Raw genomic sequence first — 15,769 nt, forward strand, 5'->3', positions numbered from 1 at the left:
AATGAAAATATGTCAGTAGCAAAAAAAGAATATAAAAGGGTGACTACTAATTCATTGGTTACAATGAAGGCAAGTGGTGAAAAAATTTCGATGCTTACCGCTTACGATTATACTTTGGCAAAAATTATTGATGCCGCTGGAATAGATGTTATTTTGGTAGGCGATTCAGCGAGTAACGTTATGGCAGGGCACGAAACTACCTTACCCATCACCTTGGAACAAATGATTTATCACGCAGCTTCAGTGGTACGTGCGGCTTCAAGGGCGCTGGTGGTAGTAGATTTACCCTTCGGAACTTATCAATCCGATTCGAAACAAGCACTTCGTTCCGCCATCCGAATTATGAAAGAAAGTGGTGGACACGCTCTTAAACTTGAAGGTGGAAAAGAAATAAAAGATAGCGTAAAAAGAATAATCAAAGCGGGAATTCCAGTAATGGGGCATTTGGGGCTCACTCCGCAATCTATTTATAAGTTTGGTACCTACACGGTTCGAGCTAAAGAAGAAGCAGAGGCTCAGAAACTTAAAGAGGACGCTCTTCTGTTACAAAAATTGGGATGTTTTGCTATTGTTTTGGAAAAGGTACCTGCAAAATTAGCTCAAGAAGTAGCCGAAAGTCTTACCATTCCTGTAATTGGAATTGGTGCGGGTAGTGGCGTGGACGGACAAGTATTGGTACTTCACGATATGCTCGGAATGACCCACGAATTTCATCCGCGTTTTTTGAGACGTTATGCCAATTTGTATGAGGAAATTACCTCTTCGGTATCACGCTATGTAGAGGATGTTAAAAACGTAGATTTCCCAAGTAAGGAAGAATCATATTAAAATTATCATAGTTTCAGATTAGGTCTTTTCCTAATTTGAAACTTTTTTAACACTCAACAAAGAGAATGTTTCGACATCAGGGAAAGAACAGAACTGCAAAGAACAATTTACAAATTGCTGTGGTATTGTCGTTTGTAGCGGGGATTGTCAACGTTGTTGGCTTTTTGTTCTTAGGGAAGTTGACAACCAATGTAACTGGACATTTTGCCCTCTTTGTTTATGATGTTTCCATTATGGAATTTTGGAAAGGGACTATTTATTTCTTATACATCTTTTCTTTTTTAATAGGTTCTTTTACTTCTGGGTGGTTGATAGAAACAGCAAATTATTACCAAAAGCATAATATTTTTGTTGCTCCTACCTTAGTGGAGTGTTTTGTGTTATTTAGTGCTTTGATAGTTAATGTTTTAATTTCAGATTTTCCTATAAATATCACGGCCTGTATGTTACTTTTTGCTATGGGAGTACAAAATTCTTTTGTAACTAAAATTTCTAATTCTGTGGTAAGAACTACGCATCTTACGGGACTTTTTACCGATTTAGGTATTGAACTTTCTCAGTGGATTTATTTGAAAAAGACGGATTTAAAAAATCAGCTTAAAGAAGTAAAGTCAAGGATAAAATTACGTTTATTCATCATCGCTTTCTTCTTTTTAGGCGGACTTAGTGGTGGTTTTTTCTTCATAAAGATGCAGATGCAGTTAAAAACGTTACTTATTCCTATTTTGGTTTTGCTTTTAGGATTGTTTTATGATGATTTCCGTTTTGTATATCTGACTAAAAAAAGAAAATATGAAAATAAAGTCAAGTACAGAAAATCTGCAGGTGCTGTATGAAGATAATCATTTGATAGTTATTAACAAACGTGCCGGAGATATTGTTCAAGGAGATAAAACTGGCGATATGCCCTTAAGTGAAATAGTCAAGCAATATCTCAAAGAGAAATATCATAAATCTGGTGAAGTTTTTTTGGGAGTAGTACATCGTTTAGACCGCCCAACCACTGGAATAGTGGTTTTCGCCAAGACCTCTAAAGCACTTTCTCGGCTTAATATGCTTTTTTCTGAAAAAGAATCGGTTACCAAAACCTATTGGGCAATGACCGATAGGGTTCCTATGCCTACAGAAGGAGAATTGCAACACTGGATGACCCGAAACACCGAAAAAAATAAATCGACAGCACACAAAAAGGAGATAAAAAATAGTAAAAGAGCATTGCTAAAATATCGGTTGTTGCTAAAGATGAATAATTATCATTTGATTGAAATTCAGTTGATGACAGGTAGGCATCATCAAATTCGGGCACAATTGGCTGCAGAAGGGTGTACCATTAAAGGTGATTTGAAATATGGCGCTAAGCGCTCTAATTCTGATGGAAGTATTCATTTACACGCTCGGAAGTTGTCTTTTATTCATCCAGTAAAAAAGGAACGCATTGAAATTCAGGCGCCTATTCCTAATGATGTTTTGTGGCAATCCACGTATAACCAGTTAAATGGTGAACTATAATAAAAGGAGTAAAGACCAGCGTATCTTGTTATTTTTTACCTAAAATTGCTAAAATGTTTGTCAGATAAATTTTAAAAGGCTACATTCGTAGATATTATTTTCGTATTGTTTTCAAATGTTGATAGAAAATTGAAAATGATAAGAAAAATATCTTTATTATTTGTAATGCTGGTCGTATTATTTACTCAGTACCAAACAAGAAGCCTTCGAAATAGGGGAATTCAGGAACGTACTGATGGTATGCTTGAAGGAGGGCTAACCCCTTAGGCAGATGATATCGCTAGTGTTTATTAAACTCAGGTAAAATGATAGTCCGTTCATTTATAAATTATTTGTTGATTGAAAAGAAATATTCTCAGCACACGGCGATTGCCTATGAGAAAGACATACGCGCTTTTGAGGAATATTTGTACCAGGGAGTTTTTAGAGAAGAAGGGCTACTTTTGGTAAAAACACAACAGATTAAGTCGTGGATTGCTTTTCTTTCGCAACAACATATCAATTTTAAAACAATCAACAGAAAACTTTCTGCGTTAAAAACCTTTTATGGGTATTTGCAGAAATCGGAACAAATTACAGAAAATCCGTTTCGTAAAATAGTGGCTTTAAAAACACAGAAAAACGTTAAGCTCCCTTTCACTAAGGAAGAAATACAAGAAGTGTTGTCTCAATTTGAAGAAGATGATGATTTTGAAGCTGTACGTAACAGAGCCATCATTGAGCTTTTTTATGGCACAGGAATTCGTCGGTCAGAACTTATGCAGTTAAAGTTACAAGATGTTGATTTTCTAAATCGACAATTAAAAGTATTAGGTAAACGCAATAAAGAACGTATTTTACCGATGCTTCCGCAAGTAATTGATGCACTAAAAAAATATTTAGTAAAAAGGCAGCAAATTGTTAAAACAAATGATATTGAATATTTATTTTTAGTTAAAAGTGGAGAGAAAATATATCCTTCGCTTGTATATAAGATAATAAATACGTACTTTAGTGCTGTAACAACTCGTGTTGATAAAAGTCCGCATATTTTACGCCATTCATTTGCCACTCATATGCTTGATGAGGGAGCTGACTTGAACACGGTTAAAGAATTTTTGGGGCATTCTAGTTTAGCGGCAACTCAGGTTTACACCCATAGTAGTTTAAAGCAACTAAAACAACAATATGCAATGGCTCACCCCAGAGCTAATAAAACAGATGATTTATAAATTATTGTTTAATATATAAAAGATTAGATTATGAAAGTTCACGTACACCCCGTTGATTTTACAGTAGATCAAAAATTAGTAGATTTTATTCAGAAGAAATTAGACAAGTTGGATAATTTTTATGACCGCATCATTGAAGCCGATGTACACTTAAAGTTAGAAAACACTAGCGCTAAAGAAAATAAAATAGTTGAAATAAAGATTCACGTGCCTGGTGAGGTGCTGGTAGTCAAAAAACAATATAAAACTTTTGAAGAAGGGATTGATTCTTCAATTACTCCTTTAGAGCGTATGTTACTTAAGTATAAAGATAAGAAATAAGTTAATTAAATGCAAAAAATTTTGAGGATAAAGTGTTTTTTTATACATTAGCCCCAGTTTTAACAGAAAAAGAGTAAATTAAAAAAGGAAACGTATGAAAAAACACTTTTTAGCCCTAGTGGCAATTACCGCTTTTGGAGTAACTCAAGCACAAGAATACAACAAATGGACAGTAGAGTTAGGAGGCGGAGTAAACAAGCCTGTTGCCGAGATGTCAGCAGGATACGCTACATCAACGCCAAGTTTTTGGACTGCTGACTTGGGCGTTCGTTATATGTTCAATAATAAGTTTGGTCTTCGTTTAGGAGGAGGTTATGATAATTTCCAAGGAGGTGACAATAGCCGTAAGTTTGATTCTAATCTTTGGAACATCAATTTACAAGCTGTTGCTAACATAGGACGTGCTTTAAGCTTTGAAACTTGGACAAGTGATTTAGGATTGTTAGCTCACGCAGGTGTTGGGTATGGTCAATTAAGAAGCGATGCTTTTTCAAGTGCTGATCAAGTGGCTTTTGGAGTGGCAGGATTGACTCCTCAATTGCGTATCTCTAACCGAGTAACCTTGTTTGGTGATGCTTCTGTGTATTTGAATGCAAGACAACAAAATACTTTTGATGGTTTTTCAAGAACATCTCGAAGAGGTATTCAAGGAGTTAAGTTTACTGGAACAATCGGTTTGAGCATCGCTCTTGGTAAGCACGGTAAACACGCTGATTGGTATTCGGAAGAGAGCAAAGTGAAAGATATCCAAGAACAAATTGCTGGTATTGAGAATAACTTATCAGACTTGAAAGATCAAGTTGCTGCTAAACAAAACAAAATGAACGATGCTAATGGAAATAATGTTCCTGATGAAATCGAAAACTACTTGAATGATAACTTTGCTAAGAATGGACAGGTTTCTACTGCGATGACATCGAAAGACATTGCTAGTGATTTGATTAAAAAGGGTTACATTAGTGTTTATTTTGATTTTAATTCATCTCAACCTCAAATTTCTTCTACTTGGGCGGCTGATTTTATCTCTAAATATTTGACAGAGAATAAAGGTGCATCTGTACACATTGTAGGATATGCTGATGAATTAGGAGGAGTAAACTATAATCAATCGCTTTCATTGAGTAGAGCAGAAGCAGTTAAACGCTTGTTAATTGATACAGGAATTGATGCCTCTAGAATTACTACTGAAGGTAGAGGAGAGGATACTTCTGTAAACAAGAAATCTCCAAGAGCACGTCAAATTGCACGTAGAGCTACTTTTGAATTGAAATAGTTTTTTAGAAAAACATAGCACTAAAAAGGAGGGTTGTTTTCTGATAACTCTCCTTTTTTCATAGATGATAAATAGCATTATAAAAATTGGCTGTAAAAATTTTGTAATGATATTTTGATTTAATAATTAAACATTAAGGATATCGTATTTATTACATCTTATAAAACATAGAAACAGACAAAGATTTTGCATTAAAGAATAATACTAAAAATGGTTTTATAATCTAAATTTGTTAATAAAATAGTTAAAATTCTTTTCGTTTTCTTTATTATTGGTTAATCTTAGTGATGATTTGAAGAAAATCATATATATTTGCAGAAAAATAAAAAATATTAAATATGAAAAAAATTACAATTTTATTGTTTACCATTCTATTGGTGAGTTGTGGTACTGGAGCTAAAATTTCAAAACCAAAAGAAACACGTGTGGCTAACAAAAGTATCAAAGGCGAGTGGACTCTTGCCTCAGTAACCTACAATCAAACAGGTAAATATGATGTGACTTTACTTAATGATACTTCAAAAGAATGTTTTGAAGGAAGTGTTTGGAAGTTCGTTCCCAACAACTATCGGGGGACATACACCATTATGAAAAGTGATTGTTCGGTAGGGCAGCGCAATTTTATTTTTACGGTACAAGAGGTAGATAGCAAAACAGGTTACTATGATTTTATGCTAAAACCTACTGATGAGAAGTATCAATCAGAAACTAATCAAGGAATACGTTTCCAATTGGCATATCTATCGGATAATCAAATGACTTGGGAGCAAACTCTTCGCGTAGATGGTAAACCTTTTGTAATTTCAATGAATTTTGTAAAATAATATAAACCAAAAAATATGAAAAAAATAAGTATAATTTTGTTGTCAGCGCTAATCTTGGTGAGTTGTGACACTTACAATAATTCTAATAAAACGCAACGCGGTGCCGCTATTGGGATTGCTGGTGGTGCTTTGTTAGGTGCTATTTTAGGTAATAATATGGGTGAAGGCGGAAATAGCGAAGTGGGCGCTGTTTTAGGGGCCGCTATCGGAGGAGCTGCTGGTTCAATTATTGGAAATCAAATGGATAAGCAGGCCAAGAAAATTGAAGAAGAAATACCTGGTGCAGAAGTTAAGCGAGTAGATGAGGGAATTATTGTTACATTTGATGAAAATAGCGGAGTATATTTTGACACTAACAAATCAGAAGTCAATGCACCTTCACAAGAAATTTTGAATAAATTGGTGGGGGTTCTTAATGAATATCCGCAAACCAATGTGGTTATCGTTGGGCATACCGATAGTACAGGGAGCAACAAGTATAATATGACGCTTTCCGAAAAAAGGGCTAAATCAGTAACTAACTTTTTTATAAGTAAGGGATTACAACAACAACGTTTTACTACACAGTGGTTTGGAGAAGAAAAACCTGAGTACGACAATGCAACTCCAGAAGGAAGAGCCAAAAATCGTCGTGTAAATGTGGTTATTGTTCCGAATGAACAAATGAAAGCCGAAGCTGAGGCACAAGCCAAACAATAAAAAACAAATTTAATAAAAAAGAGGGATTTTTTAATCCCTCTTTTTTATTCTTGTATGATTTTTAGTCTTGCAAAACGGAGTAATAATTTTTTGATACCTCCCGTTTCAAAAATAATCTCGGCTTTACGGTCGTTACCTGCGCCTTCTAAAGTTTTAATTATTCCTTTGCCGAAACGTTCGTGCATTATGGTCATTCCAATACTTAAAGTATTGTTGTTTGAAACATCATCGGGAATAGTGCTTTCTCCTTCGGGCTTCAAACGGCGTAACTTTCTCAATTGTACCTCTGAAGGCTCTGAATTTGACGGGGGTATAGAGTTGATGGGTTTCTGTAACCTAAGTTTACTTTTGTCAACTTCCCCAAAAATATCTTTGTTGATTAAGGGTTTATAACGATAATTCGGATTTTGAAGCATTGGAGTTAAGAATTCCAAATATTGACTATCAATTTCTTCAATAAATCTGCTAGGCTCTGTGTCGATGAGCTTTCCCCAGCGGTAACGGTTTTCGGCATAGGTTAAATACGCTTGTTTTTCGGCACGGGTTAGTGCTACGTAAAACAGGCGACGTTCTTCTTCTAATTCGGCTCGGGTATTGATGCTCATTGCCGAGGGGAACAAATCTTCTTCCATTCCTACTATATATACGTAAGGAAATTCTAATCCTTTTGCCAAATGAATGGTCATTAATGCCACACGATCATCATCTTCTACAGCTTTATCCATATCGGTAGCTAAGGAAACATCTTCCAGATATTCGGTTAGGCTTCCTGTACTTTCGGCAACTTCTTCTTGACCTTGTACAAAATCTTTGATACCATTAAGCATCTCTTCAACGTTTTCCATTTTAGCGATTCCTTCAGGGGTTCCGTCCTTTTTGAATTCAAGTAATAAGCCTGTTTTTCGAGCTACTTGTTCGGCTACTGAAAAGGCATCGGTTTGTGTGCTTAGTAGTTGAAAATTTTGAATCATCGTTACAAAATCCAATAACTTGCGCTTGGTGGAATTGTTGATATGTGAGTCAGTAATATGTTCGATTTTACTCATTACCTCAAAAATAGAGCGTTTGTAATGATTCGCCATAAGTGTAAGGCGTTCTATGGTTGTTTTTCCGATACCCCGTGCTGGAAAATTGATGATACGGATTAGCGCTTCTTCATCGTTCGGATTGACAATTAGGCGTAAGTAAGCCAACACGTCTTTTATCTCTTTTCGTTGGTAGAAAGACAACCCTCCAAATATCTTGTAGGGAATATCTCGTCTTCTTAAAGCATCTTCTATGGAGCGTGACTGCGAATTGGTACGATAAAGTACGGCAAAATGTCCGTTAGGGAGTTGATGTTGCATCTTATTTTCAAAAATGGAACTCGCTACAAAACGTCCTTCATCGGCATCAGTAAGGCTACGATGTACTTTTATGCGTTCGCCTGAGTCATTGGCAGTCCAAACTACTTTATCCAATCGGGTTTTGTTGTGTTCAATAATGGAATTTGCTGCTTCTACAATGTTTTTGGTGGAGCGATAGTTTTGTTCCAAACGATATACCTTTACGTTATTGTAATCTTTTTGAAAATTGAAGATATTATTGATATTTGCCCCACGGAAGGCGTAAATGCTTTGTGCATCATCACCCACAACGCAAATGTTTTGGAACTTATCAGCAAGTGCCTTTACGATAAGATATTGCGAGTGATTGGTGTCTTGATACTCATCTACTAAAATATATCGGAAACGATTTTGATATTTTGATAATACATCAGGGAAAAGGGTTAGTAGCTCGTTGGTTTTCAGTAATAAATCATCAAAATCCATAGCTCCCGATTTGAAACAACGTTCCACATAATTTTTATAAATATCACCCGTACGCGGACGTTTTGCCATAGCATCGGCTTCTTGCAATTCAGGATTGTTGAAATAGGCACGCACAGTTATGAGGCTATTTTTGTAAGAGGAAATACGCGAATGTATTTTTTTGTGATTGTAAATGTCTTTGTCCAGCCCCATTTCTTTAATGATAGCACCGATAAGCCTTTGAGAATCTTGCGTATCATAAATGGTGAAATTTTGCGGATAGCCCAATTTATCGGCTTCAATACGTAAAATTTTAGCGAATATGGAGTGAAAAGTGCCCATCCATAAATTTTTAGCTTCACTGCCACCTACAATTTCCGCAATACGCTTTTTCATTTCGTTTGCAGCTTTGTTGGTGAAGGTGAGTGCCAAAATGTTGAAAGCATCAACTCCCAAGTGCATCAAGTTTGCAATCCGATAAGTTAAAACACGAGTCTTCCCTGAACCTGCCCCAGCGATAACCATCATTGGACCATCTTTTTGAAGTACAGGAGCTTGTTGCGCTTCGTTTAATAGTGATAAATACGTTTCCATTTGAAAATAATTCGGAGGTAAAAATACAAATAAAAAATATTACCGCCGATGAAATATTTTGATAGGAATCATTTTTTTGACTTTTAGAACATTATTTAAGCTAACCCAAATGCTAAAAGGAAGCGCTTAAAAAATCAAAATAAATGTCAAACATATCAATTAAAAATATTATTTTTGTTGCCACACAAAAAGCAAAAAATTAAAAGTATGGATTTACAAGGACGCATAAAACTCATCACTGCAGTGCAAACCTTTGGTAACAATGGTTTTCAAAAGCGTGAAATTGTGATAACTACAGAGGAGCAATACCCGCAACACGTTGTTTTTGAGTTTACTCAAGACAAATGTGCCTTATTGGATAATTATAGAATTGGGCAATTGGTCAAGATAAGTTTCAACGTACGTGGTCGTGAATGGATAAATCCGCAAGGAGAAGCTAAGTATTTTAACTCGTTGCAAGGTTGGCGCATTGAAAATATGGAAGTAGCTCAAAATCAGAATATGGGTATGCAAACACCGCCACCTATTCCACCCGCGCCTCCAGCAGATGCTTTCGAGCCTACTAATAATTATGGGAATAACGACTTTGACGATTTGCCTTTTTAAGTAATATTGAAAATTCTATATGAAAATATGCCTCTCCCTCCTGCTGAAATGGCTTCAGTAGAAGGGATTGTTGCTTTAGGTGGGGAACTTTCCACTGAGCGACTCATAGAGGCTTATCGTAAAGGTATTTTTCCTTGGTTTAATGCCAATGACCCTATAATATGGTGGTCACCTAATCCACGAATGGTACTTTTTCCTGAGCGTCTTCATATTTCTAAAAATATGCAGAAACATTTACGGAAAAAGCCTTTTGATGTTACTTACAATCAATGTTTTGAGCAAGTTATTAAGCAATGTGCTTCCGTAAAGCGAAGGGGACAAGATGACACTTGGATTTTACCTCAAATGATATCGGCTTACATTGCACTACATCATCTAGGGCACGCACATTCGGTTGAGGTTTGGCAGCAAAATAAATTGGTAGGTGGGCTTTATGGGGTTACTTTAAACCAGGTATTTTGTGGTGAAAGTATGTTTAGCTTAAAAAGTAATGCTTCTCAATACGGATTTATCACCTTTATTAAAGACCATCCGAATATTAAACTAATAGATTGTCAAGTATATACTGAGTATTTAGCAAGTATGGGGGCTGAAGAAATTCCTCGTAGTACTTTTTTGAATCTTCTTGAGAAATATTCCTAAAAGAGAAGTATATAGCAATTGATTTTGTTTTGTATCTTTGCGTGAGAATTATTAAAAGGATATAATGATGCAAGATATTGTAAAACAGAGCTTAACAAAAGCAATCGCTTACAGTGATTATCGTGACTTATCTGCTAATTTGGTTGCAGAAAAAAAAACAAGCGGACCTGTTCCTAATGATGAAAATTTGGCTAAGTACACAGCTATGAACGAGCAGCGTAGCAAACGTTTGGATAAAACCATAAAAATTTCACAAGAAAAGGCTCAATTCTTTCAAACATTTGACAAAAAAATTACCTTTTTAGCCATTACTGAATTCTGGTGCGGAGATGCAGCACAAAGCCTTCCTGTGGTAAATAAAATTGCTGAGCTTAATGAAAAATTTACTTTCAAATTGGTATTCCGAGATGAAAATGAGGCTTTAATGAATTTATTTTTGACTAATGGAGGAAAGGCAATTCCGATAGTTGTATTTTTAGATGAAGCCGGTAATGTATTGGTACACTGGGGTTCTCGCCCTTCCGTGGCTACTCAAATGGTAGAAGATTTTAAAGCAGAACACGGTTCATTAACAGCTGAGTTTAAGGAAGATTTACAAAAATGGTATAATCAAGACAAAGGAAATACTTTGGTGGATGATTTTATCCATATTTTGAAGAAAATATGATTTTCTTGAGTTAAAACAGTGTGTTGTAAAAAATTAAAAATGTCAAAAAAGCATTATTGGTTGTGGTGCAAAAAGTATGATGGTAACTTTTAATGTTAAGCTGAGCGAAGTAGAAGTCTTAGTTAATTAAGTTTTGTTCACATACCTGTTTTTCTCGCCTTGACAGAAACGGTTTTTTAGTTGTTTATACTTTTATATCACTTTCGATGGTGTATTTTTCAAAAAATAAAGCAGATGATACAGGTTGGCGAAGCAATTGTTTCGGAGGAAATTCTTGATAATGAGTTTGTATGTAATTTGAATGCTTGTAAAGGCGCTTGTTGTATTGAGGGAGATGCAGGAGCTCCTATTGAAGCTAACGAACTTCAAATAATGGAGTCGGTTTACCCTAGTGTAGCTCCTTATCTCACAGAATCCGGTAGAAAAGCTATTGAGCAACAAGGAGTTTACATAAAAGGAGAAGATGGAGATTGGGAAACACCTTTGATAGATGGAGGCGAGTGTGCCTACGTCATTCGCAATGAGCAAGGTTGGGCGTTATGTGGCATTGAAAAGGCGTATAATGCGGGTGATATTTCGTGGAAAAAACCCATTTCTTGTCACTTGTATCCTATTCGTTTACAGCAATATACTTCGTTTACAGCAGTAAATTATAACCGATGGCATATTTGTAGCGATGCTTGTACTTTGGGTAAGGAACTTCAAGTGCCTGTTTATAAATTTGTGAAAGAGGCGCTTATCCGTAAGTTTGGCAAAGAATGGTATGCTGAATTGGAAACGGTAGCCGATTTACTTAATAAAGAACATATAAAAAAAGGGAAGTAAAACTTCCCTTTTGTATTTTAGAATTTGTAAGTGATACCTATTTTTCCGCCAGAACCAGTGGCTCCTGATGCTCCTGCTAGGCCAAATTCTAAATTTACTCCGAAGGTATTGCTAAAAAAGTAGCGTCCACCAGTTTGCAATCCCCAGCCTAACCCAGAATCGTAAGCCCAGCTTCCTGAATAACTTCCACCAGAAACATTGCTTGTCCAATTATAGTAGGTTAAGTTTACTCCAGCATAAAAATCAAATTCGTTGGGTAAATTTAACAATCGATTGAAGTGGTAATTTCCATTGGCGCCAATCCCTAAACCATTGTAAGTGACTTTTGTTTCGTGATAACGCTTTGAATCAGTTCTGAAAGAAATTTCACCGCCTATGGTAATGTCATCGGCAATGCCGTAATCCAAGCCCACATAAACAGGAATTCCCCAACTGGAAAAACCAAATCCCGCATTTAACTGAGTAGCTCCTTTCTCTAAAGTACCTTGTGCTGAGGCTACTGTAATTGTGGCTAAAAAGCCGAAAAATAAAATAATTTTTTTCATTTGATTATTGAATTAGTTATTATTTTAGCAAAAATAAAAAATTAAAGAGAGATATATGTTAATGAAAACATATCAAATTCCTAAAAATCTACAACAAGGAGATGTCATAGGGATACTTTCCACCGCCCGAAAGATTACCGTTGATGAGCTTAATCCAGCTATTAAATGGATTGAAAAACAAGGATTTAATGCTGTTTTAGGGCGTACACTCACATTGACTGATGGGCAATTTGCAGGTACTGCTGAGCAACGAGCTGAAGATTTTCAAAGAATGTTAGAAAAAACCAATATAAAAGCTATTTGGTGTGCCAGAGGTGGATATGGCACCGCACAAATACTTGATCAGATTGACTTTTCCCCTTTGAGAAAAAATCCGAAGTGGGTTATTGGCTATTCTGATGTTACTGCCTTACATAGCCACATACACAATATAGGGTTGGCTACCCTCCACGCTACAATGCCCATCAATATTTTGGAAAATACGCCACAAGCATTATCTTCTTTGCTTAACGTACTTTGCGGTCAACCCAATCATTATCAATGGGAAGATACCCAATCCACGCATACTAAACAAGAATTGGAAGGTATTGTTGTGGGAGGGAATTTATCCGTATTATATAGTTTATTAGGTTCTCCTTCGGATATTGATACTAACGGAAAAATTTTACTTTTGGAAGATTTGGATGAATATCTGTATCATATTGATAGAATGATGCTCAATTTGAAACGTAATGGGAAGTTAAAAAAACTAAAAGCACTATTGGTAGGGAGTTTTACCAAAATGCACGACAATGCTTGTCCGTACGGAAAAACAGTTGCCGAAATTATCTTGGAAAATACTAAGGATTATGATTTTCCTATTGTTTTTGATGTACCTTCAGGACATATTCACGATAATCGTGCTTTCATTTTAGGTAAAAAGATAAAACTTTGCACCGATGGAAAAGACTGCCAAATACTAATGTAGTGTATTGATATACAGAATATAACACTATCATAATTTTTAAAAAAAATCATAAAAAACACGGCTTAAAAGCCGTGTTTTTGGTTTAGTATAAGGAAGATTCTTAAAATCAATATCTTTTTTAAATTAGAGCGTCAGAAGAGCTAATTTTTGTGGGTTACGCCAAAATTTTCGATTTCGGATTTGATTTTTTGAGCTAATTCATCTGCTTGTTTTTGAGTTTTTGCCTCTGTATAGATGCGGATAATAGGTTCAGTATTTGATTTTCTTAAATGTACCCAACTGTCTGCAAAATCAATCTTTACTCCGTCAATGGTATTTACGTTTTCATTACTATATTTTTCTGCCATTTGTATCAAAATAGCATCAACATTTACCTCAGGAGTAAGCTCAATTTTGTTTTTGCTCATAAAATAGGCAGGGTAACTCTCTCGGAGTTCTTTTACTGAAGACACATTTCGGGTAGCCAATAGTGATAAGAACAAGGCTACGCCCACAAGTGCATCACGTCCGTAATGGAGCTCAGGATAGATAATTCCTCCGTTGCCTTCTCCTCCAATGATGACTTGATGTTTTTTCATTATTTCTACCACATTCACTTCGCCTACAGCCGATGCAAAATAATTTGCTCCGCGTTTTTCTGTGATGTCTCGTAAGGCACGTGAGGAAGATAAATTTGAGGCCGTGTTACCAGAGGTTTTTCCTAGCACATAGTCGGCACAAGCCACCAAAGTATATTCCTCTCCAAACATTTCGCCATCTTCACAAATGAGAGCCAATCGGTCAACATCGGGGTCTACCACAATACCGAAATCGGCCTTTTCCTCAACTACTTTTTGAGAAATATCCGAAAGGTGTTCCTTTAGAGGTTCTGGGTTGTGTGGGAAATGCCCATTAGGCTCGCAGTACAATTTTATTATGTTTACGCCTAATTTTTCCAAAAGTTGCGGAATGGCAATTCCTCCTGTGGAATTTACAGCATCAACGACTACTTTGAATTTACGTTTTTTTATGGCTTCAAGGTCTAAAATAGGAAGCTCTAAAACGGCTTGGATATGTTTTTCAATATACGAATCGTCTTTTTGAATTTTGCCTAAATGATCTACTTCAGCGAAGTTAAAGTCATTGGCTTCAGCTATTTTTAGTATTTTTTCTCCTTCTTTTCCGCTTAAAAACTCACCTTTTTCATTTAATAGTTTTAAAGCATTCCATTGTTTAGGATTGTGACTGGCGGTTAAAATGATTCCACCATTGGCTTTTTCCATAGGAACGGCAACCTCTACCGTTGGGGTGGTACTTAGCCCGAGGTCTATTACGTCGATTCCCAATCCTACTAAGGTATAAGTAACCAAATTTTGAATCATTTCCCCTGAAAGACGTGCATCACGCCCAACAACCACTTTAATTTTTTCTTGATTCGATTGTGACTTGAGCCAAGTGCCATAAGCGGCAGCGAATTTTACGGCATCAATGGGGGTCAGATTTTGCTCAGGGACACCACCTATGGTGCCTCTAATACCTGATATTGATTTAATTAAAGTCATATTTAATATGTTTTTATTTGTTATTGTTGTTTTTAAAAATAATTGTTACTTGGTCTAAATACGTAATTCCCATTAGGGTAGATGCACCACCAACGGTTTTCAGATTACTTTTGTATAGGGCTAATTCTAAAAGTCCGTTACTATTGAAAAGCATCAACTTTTCACCATCCATATTTTTTCTTTGATGCTTAGGGAGATTGTAATTAACAATACTTGCATAGCTTTTTTGTATATTTTCGAGTTTGTAGCTACTAAAAATAGCTTCAAATTTTCGTCCTTGTCCTACCTCATTGAAAAGTGTTTGTGTAATGTTACTAACTACATTTCCGTAGTGGTCGATATAGATAACTTTACCATAGATTGCCGATTTATCTGCTGCAATTTCAGGAACATAATGCTTCATTCGGAAGTGATTTTCTGTTTTTTTTCCTATTTTATCTAAAGGAGTTTTTGCATAGATTTTTGAAATGATTTTCGGAAAATCGTAAAGTACAGAAAAACAATTGTTAATAGGGCTTGTCTCTAATTGGTAAATAACGGCATCGGAATCTTCTCCACTTAGCAGGTGGAAAATTCCAGTGTCAGCACCTATAAAAAAATGTCCATTTAATTGCATTACAAGATGTTTTTTATCGGGGGTCGGTTCTGCATCAACCCCAATAAGATGAATACTCCCTTTAGGAAAATGCGGATAAGCACTTTTTAAAATGTAGGCTGTTTGTAAAATATCGAAAGGTGTAATCAGGTGTGAAATATCAACAATACGAGCTTCGGGAATCAGCCGATAAAGTGCTCCTTTTAGTGCGCCCACCGAAAAATCCCGCTCTCCAAAATCGGTTGTAAGGGTGATAATGCTCATTGTTGATTTTGATTTTTGTAAAAACTATGCCAAAGGTAACAAAAAATATGGTATCCGATTATGATTTA

18 protein-coding genes are annotated in these 15,769 nt (G+C 35.9%); 14 read left to right on the top strand and 4 right to left on the bottom strand.

Going from position 1 to position 15,769, the window contains the following annotated elements; all coding sequences use genetic code 11:
• The first annotated feature begins 9 nt into the window (after positions 1-9).
• The 9 genes from panB to CGC47_RS10035 all read left to right on the top strand — a co-directional run bounded on the left by panB (position 10) and on the right by CGC47_RS10035 (position 6,665).
• A complete protein-coding gene (gene panB, locus CGC47_RS10000) occupies positions 10-828 on the top strand; it encodes a 3-methyl-2-oxobutanoate hydroxymethyltransferase (RefSeq protein ID WP_041913786.1) in 819 nt (272 codons plus the stop codon).
• Between the two features lie 65 nt (positions 829-893).
• Positions 894-1,664 (top strand): YoaK family protein, encoded by a 771-nt coding sequence (locus CGC47_RS10005; RefSeq protein ID WP_013996745.1) that lies wholly within the window; start codon positions 894-896, stop codon positions 1,662-1,664.
• Entirely contained in the window at positions 1,621-2,337 is a 717-nt protein-coding gene (locus tag CGC47_RS10010) for an RluA family pseudouridine synthase (RefSeq protein WP_041999756.1), read from the top strand. The genes CGC47_RS10005 and CGC47_RS10010 overlap by 44 nt, the downstream gene beginning before the upstream one ends.
• A 135-nt stretch (positions 2,338-2,472) precedes the next feature.
• A complete protein-coding gene (locus CGC47_RS10955) occupies positions 2,473-2,604 on the top strand; it encodes a hypothetical protein (RefSeq protein WP_255317779.1) in 132 nt (43 codons plus the stop codon).
• A 38-nt stretch (positions 2,605-2,642) separates the two neighbouring features.
• Entirely contained in the window at positions 2,643-3,548 is a 906-nt protein-coding gene (locus tag CGC47_RS10015; RefSeq protein WP_095900306.1) for a tyrosine-type recombinase/integrase, read from the top strand.
• A gap of 30 nt (positions 3,549-3,578) precedes the next feature.
• Complete coding sequence (gene hpf, locus CGC47_RS10020; protein ID WP_013996748.1) at positions 3,579-3,869, top strand: ribosome hibernation-promoting factor, HPF/YfiA family; 291 nt, start codon at positions 3,579-3,581, stop codon at positions 3,867-3,869.
• 94 nt (positions 3,870-3,963) lie between these two features.
• Complete coding sequence (locus tag CGC47_RS10025) at positions 3,964-5,142, top strand: OmpA family protein (protein ID WP_041999759.1); 1,179 nt, start codon at positions 3,964-3,966, stop codon at positions 5,140-5,142.
• Positions 5,143-5,480: 338 nt separating this feature from the next.
• The gene (locus tag CGC47_RS10030; protein ID WP_013996750.1) at positions 5,481-5,966 is read left to right on the top strand and encodes a lipocalin family protein; all 486 of its coding nucleotides are present in this window, start codon (positions 5,481-5,483) and stop codon (positions 5,964-5,966) included.
• 15 nt (positions 5,967-5,981) lie between these two features.
• Positions 5,982-6,665: an OmpA family protein gene (locus tag CGC47_RS10035; protein WP_013996751.1), complete on the top strand. Its 684-nt coding sequence runs from the start codon at positions 5,982-5,984 to the stop codon at positions 6,663-6,665.
• A 44-nt stretch (positions 6,666-6,709) separates the two neighbouring features.
• Here the strand turns inward: CGC47_RS10035 and CGC47_RS10040 are convergent, their stop codons facing one another.
• The gene (locus tag CGC47_RS10040; protein WP_041999763.1) at positions 6,710-9,049 is read right to left on the bottom strand and encodes an ATP-dependent helicase; all 2,340 of its coding nucleotides are present in this window, start codon (positions 9,047-9,049) and stop codon (positions 6,710-6,712) included.
• A gap of 207 nt (positions 9,050-9,256) precedes the next feature.
• On the opposite strand from CGC47_RS10040, the gene CGC47_RS10045 reads away from it, so the two are divergent.
• The 4 genes from CGC47_RS10045 to CGC47_RS10060 all read left to right on the top strand — a co-directional run bounded on the left by CGC47_RS10045 (position 9,257) and on the right by CGC47_RS10060 (position 11,789).
• On the top strand, positions 9,257-9,655 hold the full coding sequence (locus tag CGC47_RS10045; RefSeq protein WP_041999767.1) for a DUF3127 domain-containing protein: 399 nt from the start codon (positions 9,257-9,259) through the stop codon (positions 9,653-9,655).
• A gap of 27 nt (positions 9,656-9,682) precedes the next feature.
• On the top strand, positions 9,683-10,297 hold the full coding sequence (gene aat / locus CGC47_RS10050; RefSeq protein ID WP_041999770.1) for a leucyl/phenylalanyl-tRNA--protein transferase: 615 nt from the start codon (positions 9,683-9,685) through the stop codon (positions 10,295-10,297).
• 64 nt (positions 10,298-10,361) lie between these two features.
• Positions 10,362-10,964, top strand: a complete 603-nt coding sequence (locus CGC47_RS10055; protein ID WP_095900307.1) for a thioredoxin family protein — start codon at positions 10,362-10,364, stop codon at positions 10,962-10,964.
• 234 nt (positions 10,965-11,198) lie between these two features.
• Positions 11,199-11,789 (top strand): DUF3109 family protein, encoded by a 591-nt coding sequence (locus CGC47_RS10060; RefSeq protein WP_041999773.1) that lies wholly within the window; start codon positions 11,199-11,201, stop codon positions 11,787-11,789.
• A 17-nt stretch (positions 11,790-11,806) separates the two neighbouring features.
• Here the strand turns inward: CGC47_RS10060 and CGC47_RS10065 are convergent, their stop codons facing one another.
• Entirely contained in the window at positions 11,807-12,334 is a 528-nt protein-coding gene (locus tag CGC47_RS10065; protein ID WP_041999776.1) for a porin family protein, read from the bottom strand.
• 61 nt (positions 12,335-12,395) lie between these two features.
• On the opposite strand from CGC47_RS10065, the gene CGC47_RS10070 reads away from it, so the two are divergent.
• Entirely contained in the window at positions 12,396-13,301 is a 906-nt protein-coding gene (locus tag CGC47_RS10070; RefSeq protein ID WP_095900308.1) for a S66 peptidase family protein, read from the top strand.
• A 140-nt stretch (positions 13,302-13,441) separates the two neighbouring features.
• Here the strand turns inward: CGC47_RS10070 and glmM are convergent, their stop codons facing one another.
• Together glmM and CGC47_RS10080 are read right to left on the bottom strand one after the other, a co-directional pair.
• Complete coding sequence (gene glmM / locus CGC47_RS10075; RefSeq protein ID WP_041999779.1) at positions 13,442-14,842, bottom strand: phosphoglucosamine mutase; 1,401 nt, start codon at positions 14,840-14,842, stop codon at positions 13,442-13,444.
• A 13-nt stretch (positions 14,843-14,855) separates the two neighbouring features.
• Positions 14,856-15,701 (bottom strand): SAM hydrolase/SAM-dependent halogenase family protein, encoded by an 846-nt coding sequence (locus CGC47_RS10080; protein ID WP_041999782.1) that lies wholly within the window; start codon positions 15,699-15,701, stop codon positions 14,856-14,858.
• Positions 15,702-15,769 lie beyond the last annotated feature (68 nt).

The sequence above is a fragment of the Capnocytophaga canimorsus genome (genome assembly GCF_002302565.1).
Taxonomy (GTDB): domain Bacteria; phylum Bacteroidota; class Bacteroidia; order Flavobacteriales; family Flavobacteriaceae; genus Capnocytophaga; species Capnocytophaga canimorsus.

Bases quoted from the DNA above. Each gene is read 5' to 3' on its own strand.
- panB (WP_041913786.1), top strand. From the start codon at position 10: ATGTCAGTAGCAAAAAAAGAATATAAAAGGGTGACTACTAATTCATTG.
- CGC47_RS10005 (WP_013996745.1), top strand. From the start codon at position 894: ATGTTTCGACATCAGGGAAAGAACAGAACTGCAAAGAACAATTTACAA.
- CGC47_RS10010 (WP_041999756.1), top strand. From the start codon at position 1,621: ATGAAAATAAAGTCAAGTACAGAAAATCTGCAGGTGCTGTATGAAGAT.
- CGC47_RS10955 (WP_255317779.1), top strand. From the start codon at position 2,473: ATGATAAGAAAAATATCTTTATTATTTGTAATGCTGGTCGTATTATTT.
- CGC47_RS10015 (WP_095900306.1), top strand. From the start codon at position 2,643: ATGATAGTCCGTTCATTTATAAATTATTTGTTGATTGAAAAGAAATAT.
- hpf (WP_013996748.1), top strand. From the start codon at position 3,579: ATGAAAGTTCACGTACACCCCGTTGATTTTACAGTAGATCAAAAATTA.
- CGC47_RS10025 (WP_041999759.1), top strand. From the start codon at position 3,964: ATGAAAAAACACTTTTTAGCCCTAGTGGCAATTACCGCTTTTGGAGTA.
- CGC47_RS10030 (WP_013996750.1), top strand. From the start codon at position 5,481: ATGAAAAAAATTACAATTTTATTGTTTACCATTCTATTGGTGAGTTGT.
- CGC47_RS10035 (WP_013996751.1), top strand. From the start codon at position 5,982: ATGAAAAAAATAAGTATAATTTTGTTGTCAGCGCTAATCTTGGTGAGT.
- CGC47_RS10040 (WP_041999763.1), bottom strand. From the start codon at position 9,049: ATGGAAACGTATTTATCACTATTAAACGAAGCGCAACAAGCTCCTGTA.
- CGC47_RS10045 (WP_041999767.1), top strand. From the start codon at position 9,257: ATGGATTTACAAGGACGCATAAAACTCATCACTGCAGTGCAAACCTTT.
- aat (WP_041999770.1), top strand. From the start codon at position 9,683: ATGCCTCTCCCTCCTGCTGAAATGGCTTCAGTAGAAGGGATTGTTGCT.
- CGC47_RS10055 (WP_095900307.1), top strand. From the start codon at position 10,362: ATGATGCAAGATATTGTAAAACAGAGCTTAACAAAAGCAATCGCTTAC.
- CGC47_RS10060 (WP_041999773.1), top strand. From the start codon at position 11,199: ATGATACAGGTTGGCGAAGCAATTGTTTCGGAGGAAATTCTTGATAAT.
- CGC47_RS10065 (WP_041999776.1), bottom strand. From the start codon at position 12,334: ATGAAAAAAATTATTTTATTTTTCGGCTTTTTAGCCACAATTACAGTA.
- CGC47_RS10070 (WP_095900308.1), top strand. From the start codon at position 12,396: ATGAAAACATATCAAATTCCTAAAAATCTACAACAAGGAGATGTCATA.
- glmM (WP_041999779.1), bottom strand. From the start codon at position 14,842: ATGACTTTAATTAAATCAATATCAGGTATTAGAGGCACCATAGGTGGT.
- CGC47_RS10080 (WP_041999782.1), bottom strand. From the start codon at position 15,701: ATGAGCATTATCACCCTTACAACCGATTTTGGAGAGCGGGATTTTTCG.